The sequence below is a fragment of the Ralstonia sp. ASV6 genome (genome assembly GCF_016429285.1).
Lineage (GTDB): Bacteria > Pseudomonadota > Gammaproteobacteria > Burkholderiales > Burkholderiaceae > Ralstonia > Ralstonia flaminis.
Genome location: NZ_JAELUI010000068.1, coordinates 21,535 through 29,321 on the forward strand (window position 1 = coordinate 21,535; position 7,787 = coordinate 29,321).

General features: G+C 65.4%; 7 protein-coding genes and 1 riboswitch. Of the genes, 1 reads left to right on the forward strand and 6 read right to left on the reverse strand.

All coding sequences use genetic code 11. The features are described 5' to 3' along the window. Positions 1 to 56: 56 nt before the first annotated feature. Genes JHD73_RS14955 through thiC form a run of 5 tightly spaced genes read right to left on the reverse strand, consistent with a single transcriptional unit; the run spans position 57 to position 5,320 of the window. Entirely contained in the window at positions 57 to 1,211 is a 1,155-nt protein-coding gene (locus JHD73_RS14955; RefSeq protein ID WP_199031062.1) for a thiamine phosphate synthase, read from the reverse strand. Further along, positions 1,208 to 2,044, reverse strand: a complete 837-nt coding sequence (locus tag JHD73_RS14960; protein WP_199031063.1) for a thiazole synthase — start codon at positions 2,042 to 2,044, stop codon at positions 1,208 to 1,210. Before JHD73_RS14960 ends, JHD73_RS14955 begins: the two co-directional genes overlap by 4 nt. A 9-nt stretch (positions 2,045 to 2,053) precedes the next feature. Then, the gene (thiS, locus tag JHD73_RS14965) at positions 2,054 to 2,269 is read right to left on the reverse strand and encodes a sulfur carrier protein ThiS (RefSeq protein ID WP_199031064.1); all 216 of its coding nucleotides are present in this window, start codon (positions 2,267 to 2,269) and stop codon (positions 2,054 to 2,056) included. Continuing rightward, positions 2,266 to 3,411 carry an FAD-dependent oxidoreductase gene (locus JHD73_RS14970; RefSeq protein WP_199031065.1) on the reverse strand — a complete coding sequence of 382 codons (1,146 nt, stop codon included), beginning with the start codon at positions 3,409 to 3,411 and terminating at the stop codon, positions 2,266 to 2,268. Before JHD73_RS14970 ends, thiS begins: the two co-directional genes overlap by 4 nt. Positions 3,412 to 3,424: 13 nt before the next feature. Continuing rightward, the gene (gene thiC / locus JHD73_RS14975; protein WP_233176988.1) at positions 3,425 to 5,320 is read right to left on the reverse strand and encodes a phosphomethylpyrimidine synthase ThiC; all 1,896 of its coding nucleotides are present in this window, start codon (positions 5,318 to 5,320) and stop codon (positions 3,425 to 3,427) included. Between the two features lie 92 nt (positions 5,321 to 5,412). Continuing rightward, positions 5,413 to 5,514, reverse strand: a riboswitch (TPP riboswitch). 215 nt (positions 5,515 to 5,729) lie between these two features. Here thiC and JHD73_RS14980 point away from each other — a divergent pair. Next, entirely contained in the window at positions 5,730 to 6,878 is a 1,149-nt protein-coding gene (locus tag JHD73_RS14980) for a nitronate monooxygenase family protein (protein WP_199031066.1), read from the forward strand. Positions 6,879 to 7,510: 632 nt separating this feature from the next. Here the strand turns inward: JHD73_RS14980 and JHD73_RS14985 are convergent. After that, the coding region (locus tag JHD73_RS14985) for an autotransporter domain-containing protein (protein WP_199031067.1) at positions 7,511 to 7,787 on the reverse strand (277 nt) is incomplete at its 5' end.

The window sequence follows — 7,787 nt, forward strand, 5'->3', positions numbered from 1 at the left end:
GTCAGTGAGATGGCGGTTGCGGGACGCAAACTGCGTTGCGCAACCCTTGCGTTACCTCAGACGCGCACGTGCGCCGCGAACGTCGCTTGCAGAGCCTGTACCGCCGCAGGCACATCGTCGGCCTGCGTGACAGCACGCACCACGGCCACGCAGCCAACGCCAGATTCCAGCACGCGCGGCATCGCTGCCCGATCGATACCGCCGATCGCCACCAGCGGGGGTGCCGGCACGCGCGTGCGCATGGCCGACGCATAGGCGAACAAGCGGCCCAGGCCCTGGGGCACGGTCGGCATGGTCTTGGTGGGCGTGGCAAACACCGCGCCGAGTGCGAGGTAGCTCGGGTTCAGGGGGGCGACGCGCAGCATTTCGGCAAAGCCGTGCGTGCTGATGCCAAGGCGCAGACCTGCGGAGCGGATCGCCACCAGGTCGGCGTCGTCGATGTCTTCCTGCCCAAGGTGGATGCCGTAGATGCCGCTGTTGGGCGTTTGCGCGTGCACATTGAGCGCCACTTGCCAGTGGTCGTTGATGAACAGGCGTGTGTCGCTGCCGCGTGCGGCGGCTTCTGCACGGCACACCTGGTCGGCCACGGCTTGCGCCTCGTCCGACTTGAAGCGCAACTGCACGGTCGGCACCTTGAGTGCAACGAGGCGTTCGACCCACTCCGCATCCGGCACCACGGCATACACGCCGAGTTGCGTTGGGCACGGCGCAAAGGCGATGTCCGGCGCGGTCGGGCACGGCAGCGCGGGTTCGAGCACGCGGGGCAGGGCATCGAAGCGCGTGGGCCAGGCGAGCGCATCGGCGTTGGCTTCCGCGATCCACGCGCGGGCTACGCACAACGCATCGCGCGGCTCGAACGCCAGTGCGAGTGCCGCGCCGAAGATGGCGACGAAGCGCGCGTCGAGCGCGCCCCCATGTGCCGCAGACGTGAAGCGGTATGTGCCGAGGCGGTCGTGCACGGTGTCGATGCGCTCGGCGCCGTGCGACTCGCTGAGTACGACGGCAGCGCCCGCTGCGCGAGCACGGTCAGCTTGTGCTGCGTCGGTGGTCAGCAGAACTGTGACGGCCGTGGTTGCCTCTTCCGCGCGGTCGGTCACGCTCCAGGCGTGCGGCGCGCTGCCGAAGGCTTCGACATGACGATCGATGATCTGTGCGGCAAGCGCGGCAGCCTCGGGCCACGTGGTGGAGAAACGCAATGCAGACAGGCTCATGCGCTTCTCTCTTCCGCGTGCCAGAACGGCAGGCCAACCACCGGCGTGCTGGCCTGCGCCACATCGCGCTCCGGCATCGGACCCGACAGGCGTGCAAGGCGACCGGCCTGCGTCGCCATGGCAAACGCCTGCGCCATCGCCACCGGATCACCCGCTTGCGCGACGGCGGTGTTCAGCAGCACCGCGTCATAGCCCCACTCCATCACCTGCGTGGCGTGCGAGGGCACACCCAGGCCCGCATCGACGATGAGCGGTACGTCGGGCAGGCGCTCGCGCAGCAGGCGCAGGCCGTACGGGTTGGTGGGGCCACGGCCGGTGCCGATGGGCGCGGCCCACGGCATCAGCGCCTGGCAGCCGACGTCGAGCAGGCGGCGGCACAGGACGAGGTCTTCGGTGCAGTACGGCAGCACCTTGAAGCCATCGCGGATGAGGCGCTCGGCAGCGGCCGGCAGCGCGAGCGTGTCGGGCTGCAGCGTGTAATCGTCGCCGATGACTTCAAGCTTGATCCAGTCGGTCTCGAACACTTCGCGCGACATCTGCGCGAGGGTGTAGGCCTCGTCGGCGGAATAGCAGCCGGCGGTGTTTGGCAACACGGGCACGCCCAGCGCGCGCAGCATCTTCCAGAAGCCCGCGCCGCCTTCGGGCGAGCCAGCGCTCTGGCGGCGCAGCGCCACAGTGAGCATGGCCGGGTTGGATACGCGCACCGCGTCTTCCAGCGATTGCGGCGACGGATAGCGCGCGGTGCCCAGCAGCAGGCGCGAGGCGAAGGTCTCGTCGTACAGGCGCAGCGGATCAGCTTGACCGGCGAGCGCGGAAAGATTCGTAGTGGTCATCAAAAACTCCTAGCCGCCCACGACAGGCTGCACGAGTGCGATGCGATCGCCCATGTTGAGCGCGTGCTGCGCATGGCGCGCCTTGGGCACGAAGTCGCCATTCACGGAGGCGGCAAACGGTGGGGCGATCTGCAGCTGCGGCGCGGCGGCACCGATGGCGTCAGCCAGCGTGCTGCCGGCGGGCAGCGCGAGCGACAGGTCGTTGAGGGTGACGTTCAGCGTCATGACAAAACAGGTTCAGGCGATGCGCTTGCAGTGAACAGCTCGGGCCATTCACTGTCGTGTGCATCGAGGGCACGGCCATCCAGCAGATCACGCGCAACGGCCACCGCAGCTTGGGTGACGGCCGGCGCGATCATGTAGCCATGCCGGTACAGGCCATTCACCGACAGCATGCCAGCGCCATCCCAGCGCAACGCTGGGCGGTGGTCTGGCAGCGTCGGGCGGCACTGCGTGTTCAGTTCCAGCACGCGCGCCTCGCCAAAGGCAGGGTGCACGGCATAGGCCGCAGACAGCAACTCCAGCGTGGAACGCACGCTGGCGGGCGACATGTCATCGGATTCGATTTCCGTCGCGCCGATCACGTAGACGTTGCCGGGCTTGGGCGCGATGTACAGCGGGTAGCGCGGATGCAGCATGCGCACCGGCCGCGTGAGCGACACATCGGGCGCGTGGATGCGCGCGACCTCACCACGCAGACCGCGCAGGCGCGGCCATTGCGGCTTGGCGCCAAGGCCACGGCAATCGAGCACGAGACGGGCGCCGAGGCCGCTCGCCGCGAGTGCTTCCGGGCGCGGATCGACGATCTCCGTGTTCCAGCGCAGTTGCACGCCGAGCGCTTCCAACTCCGTTGCCAGCGCGCCGAGCAAGGTGCGGTTATCGAGCTGGCCTTCGCCCGCCAGATACAGCCCCTGCGTGAAGCGCTGCGCGAGCAGCGGCTCCAGCGTGCCGATGCCTGCGGCATCCACCGCGCGCAAGTCGGCGGCAACACGTTCAGGCGGTGCAATGGCGCGCACGCGAGAAGCAAACAGCGATGCCTCGCCACGGTCCGCCGCATGCCAGACGACCAGCGTGCCGGCCTCCTGGAAGAACACCGGCGTGCGCAGCTTCGGCAGCCACTCGCGCCACAGCGCCAGGCTTGCCAACCCCAAGTCAACGACAAAACGATCGGCCACGGCAGCTTCGGCCAGCGGCGCCAGCATGGCGGCAGCCACGTGCGCGGCGGCACTGCTGCCGTCGCGCGCGCCGCGCTCCACCACGGCAATGCGTGCAGCCGGCACACCGGCCTGCGCAAGTTGCCAAGCACACAGGCGGCCAGCGAGGCCGCCACCGAGGATCGTTACATCAAAAGACGTGGAAGTTGGCATTGCACCGGTTGGTTTAGCTGTAGATCTTGCTGCCGCTCTTGCGGAACTCGATCGACTTCTCTTCCATCCCGCTCACGGCGGTGGTGGCGTTGGCGTCAAGCGTGGCCGCGTAGTCGCGCACTTCCTGCGTGATCTTCATCGAGCAGAACTTGGGGCCGCACATCGAGCAGAAGTGGGCGATCTTTGCGCCTTCGGCCGGCAGCGTCTCGTCGTGGAAGGCGCGAGCCTTTTCCGGGTCGAGGCCGAGGTTGAACTGGTCTTCCCAACGGAATTCGAAGCGTGCCTTGGACAGCGCGTTGTCACGCAGCTGCGCACCCGGCCAGCCCTTAGCCAAGTCAGCCGCATGCGCAGCAATCTTGTAGGTGATGATGCCTTCGCGCACGTCTTCCTTGTCGGGCAGGCCCAGGTGTTCCTTGGGCGTGACGTAGCAGAGCATGGCCGTGCCGTACCAACCGATGTTGGCCGCGCCGATGCCGCTGGTGATGTGGTCGTAGCCGGGGGCGATGTCGGTCACCAGCGGGCCCAGCGTGTAGAACGGAGCTTCGAAGCAGTGCTTCAGCTCTTCGTCCATGTTGGCCTGCACGCGCTGCAGCGGCACGTGGCCCGGGCCCTCGATCATCACCTGCACGTCGTGCTCCCACGCTTTCTTGGTGAGTTCACCCAGCGTGTGCAGCTCGCCGAATTGCGCGGCGTCGTTCGAGTCGGCAATGCAACCCGGACGCAGACCATCACCCAGGCTGAACGACACGTCGTACGCCTTCATGATTTCGCAGATCTCGTCGAAGTGCGTGTAGAGGAAGTTTTCCTTGTGATGCGCCAGGCACCACTTGGCCATGATGGAACCGCCGCGCGAGACGATGCCCGTGATGCGGTCGGCGGTGAGCGGCACGTAGCGCAGCAGCACGCCCGCGTGGATGGTGAAGTAATCCACGCCTTGCTCGGCCTGCTCGATGAGCGTGTCGCGGAACATCTCCCACGTCAGGTCTTCGGCCACGCCGCCGGTCTTGTCCAGCGCTTGATAGATGGGCACCGTGCCGATGGGCACCGGCGAGTTGCGCAGGATCCATTCGCGCGTCTCGTGGATGTGCTTGCCGGTGGACAAGTCCATGATCGTGTCGGCGCCCCAGCGGATCGCCCACACCATCTTTTCCACTTCTTCCGCCAGCGACGAGGTGACCGCCGAGTTGCCGAGGTTGCCGTTGATCTTCACGCGGAAGTTGCGGCCGATGGCCATCGGCTCCAGCTCGGTGTGGTTGATGTTGGCGGGGATGATGGCGCGACCGGCGGCAATTTCTGCACGCACGAATTCCGGCGTGATGTCTTCCGGGCGTTGCGGCAGATTGGCGCCGTATGAGAAGCCCTGATGCTGCTTGAGCAGCTGACGGTACTCGGGCTTGTCTTGCAGCGCCTGCAGGTTCAGCGATTCGCGCAGCGCAACGTATTCCATTTCCGGCGTGATGATGCCGCGGCGCGCGTAGTGCATCTGGCTCACGTTGGCACCCGGCTTGGCGCGGCGCGGGTTGGTCAGCTGTGCAAAGCGCAGGTGGGCGGTGGCGGGGTCATTGGCACGCGTGCGGCCGTATTCCGACGACAGGCCGGAGAGGATTTCCGTGTCGCCACGCTCGTCGATCCACTTGGCGCGCAGCGGGGCGAGGCCAGCCTTCAGGTCGATGTGCACGTCCGGGTCGGAGTACGGGCCCGAGGTGTCGTACACCGGGATCGGCGGGTTCAGCATCTCGCCCTTGTCGGTGCGGGTGGCGGTCTGCTTGATGGTGCGCATCGGCACGCGCACGTCCGGGCGGCTGCCGGCGATATAGGTCTTGCTGGAGGCCGGATAGGCGAACTTCTGGTCGAGCTCGGTCTGCAGCGAGTCGAAAGATGCGGCGGGGGCGTTTTTGGCTTGGGGCATGGTCTCGTCCTTGATTCTGTGGCCTGGTGGAGCAGGCGGTGGACGAAACCGGGAGAGGTGGCGTGACCCAGAAGGGTGGGCTGCCAGAGACTACGCGGTGTTCTGAAACTTCCCACGCCGGTACGAACCGGATCGGGTGCGAAGGGACTCTCTCAGCCGCACGGCCCATCCGTACGGCACCCCTGTTTCATCCAACGAGGCTGAATTTAAGCACAGGGCCGCCGACGTTGCCAGCAAGAATTCCCCTGGAGGGACAATCGGGCCGTCATTTCAGTCCAAACCGCCGCGCAATGTGCGGCGGCATGCACCGGCGCGGCCTGCCTTGATCTGGCGCAACCCCGCCGCGTTTCACCTATGCGACGCTCAATCCCTTTTCTATTGCGTTGCGGCAAGGCCGCAGGGAGTTGTCATGCTGGAACGTCGGTTCACACTTGCGGGGCGCAGCCTCGTGCCCATCGTGCAGGGCGGGATGGGCGTGGGTATTTCGGCGCACCGGCTGGCCGGCGCTGTCGCACGCGAAGGCGGCGTCGGCACCATCGCCAGTATTGACTTGCGGCATCACCATGCGGATCTCGTCGCTGCGACGGAGAAATCGCATGACAAGGAGGCCATCAACACCGCCAACCTCATCGCGCTGGATCGGGAGATTCGGGCCGCACGCGAGGGCGCGCAAGGCAACGGCCTGATCGCCGTGAACGTGATGAAGGCCGTGGAATCACACGCAGCACTCGTGCGGCAGGCGTGCGAGAGCGGTGCGGATGCGATCGTCATGGGCGCGGGCCTGCCGCTCGATCTGCCGGAGATGACGGCGGAGTACCCGAAGGTGGCGCTCATCCCAATTCTTTCCGACGCGCGCGGCGTGGGCGTGGTGCTCAAGCGGTGGATGAAGAAGGCGCGGTTGCCGGATGCGGTGGTGATCGAGCACCCGTCGCACGCGGGTGGGCACCTGGGCGCGGCGCGCATTGAAGACCTGCGCGATGAGCGTTTCTCGTTCGCGCGTGTGCTCGATGAATGCCGCGAGCTGTTCGTCAAGCTGGGGCTGGCGGCGGAGCAGATTCCGATCATCCTGGCGGGCGGCATCGACTCGCACGCCAAGGTGCGGCACTGGCTCGACAAGGGCGCCGCAGCGGTGCAGCTCGGCACTGCGTTTGCCGTGACGGAAGAGGGCGATGCGCACCCGCGCTTCAAGCGTGTGCTCACGGGTGCGGAGGATGGCGATATCGCGGAGTTCGTCAGCGTGGCGGGCTTGCCGGCACGGGCAGTGATGACGCCGTGGTTGTCGCGCTATCTCTCACGCGAGAGTGCCTTGCAGGCGAAGGCCAAGGTGCGGGATTGTTTGCAGGGGTTCGATTGTTTGCAGACGTGCGGGCTGCGGGACGGTATTGGGAAGGTGGGGCAGTTCTGTATTGATCTGAAGCTCGCGCAGGCGCTGCGGGGGGATGTCGAGCGGGGGCTGTTCTTCCGGGGGGCTGGGAAACTGCCGTTTGGGGAGGCGATTCGGCCTGTGCGGGAGTTGATGCATTACTTGCTGACTGGGGAAAAACCAGCGGTAAGTTGAACCGTTGCGGTTCATCCCCTGTTTCATCCCCTGCCGGGGCTGACTCACTTTCTTTGTCTTGCCAAAGAAAGTAAGCAAAGAAAGGCGCGCCCGATGCGGCGAAAGATTCCTTGAACACGGAAATCCTGACACTCCCCAAGGAGGGGAAGGGAAAAACTCGCTGCGCTCAAACAGTTTCCCTTCCTTTTTCCTCCTTGCAACAGAAATTCAAGGCGCCGCATAGGGCAGCGGAAAAGCAAACAATCTCTTGCCAGCGCACGACTTCGTCTTGGGTGCCGCTGCGCGCATCTCACGATCAACGTGCTTTGGCGCTCGCCGTTGTATTCCGCCGGTTTGGCCTTTGACTTTCCTGCCCTTGATGGCGCCTTGAATTTTCGTAAGCGGGCGGAAATAAGACGGGAAACTGTTTGAGCGCAGCGAGTTTTTCCCGTCTCCGCCCGGTTATGAAAATTCAAGGAGGGGGTCGCCATCTCAGGCGCGCCTTTCTTTTGCTTACTTTTCTTTGGCAAGACAAAGAAAAGTGAGTCGTGCCCGGCAGGGTACGAAACAGGGATGCACCACCAACAAAAAGACCAAAATCCACCAACAAAAAACCAGCCCGAAGGCTGGTCCTTTGCGATGCACCTGCTGCCTCAGAACGGCGCACTGAAGGTTAGTCGTACTCCCTGCTGCAGCCCCCCCATGCCCGTCATCACGTTGTAGTCCAGCCCAAACGTGAGCGGCCCCGTGCGGAACTTCGTCCCCAGCCCGATCTGCACGCGATCCCGCCCAAACGGCGTGCCCGGCACGTAGTACGCAGGGCCCGACGACGCCAGGTCCGCATACGCCAGGCCAGCGTTGCTCTGCCCGTTGAAGTCGTGCTGATACTCCACCCGCGCAAACGGCAGGAAGGTGCCCCACTTGGTCTTC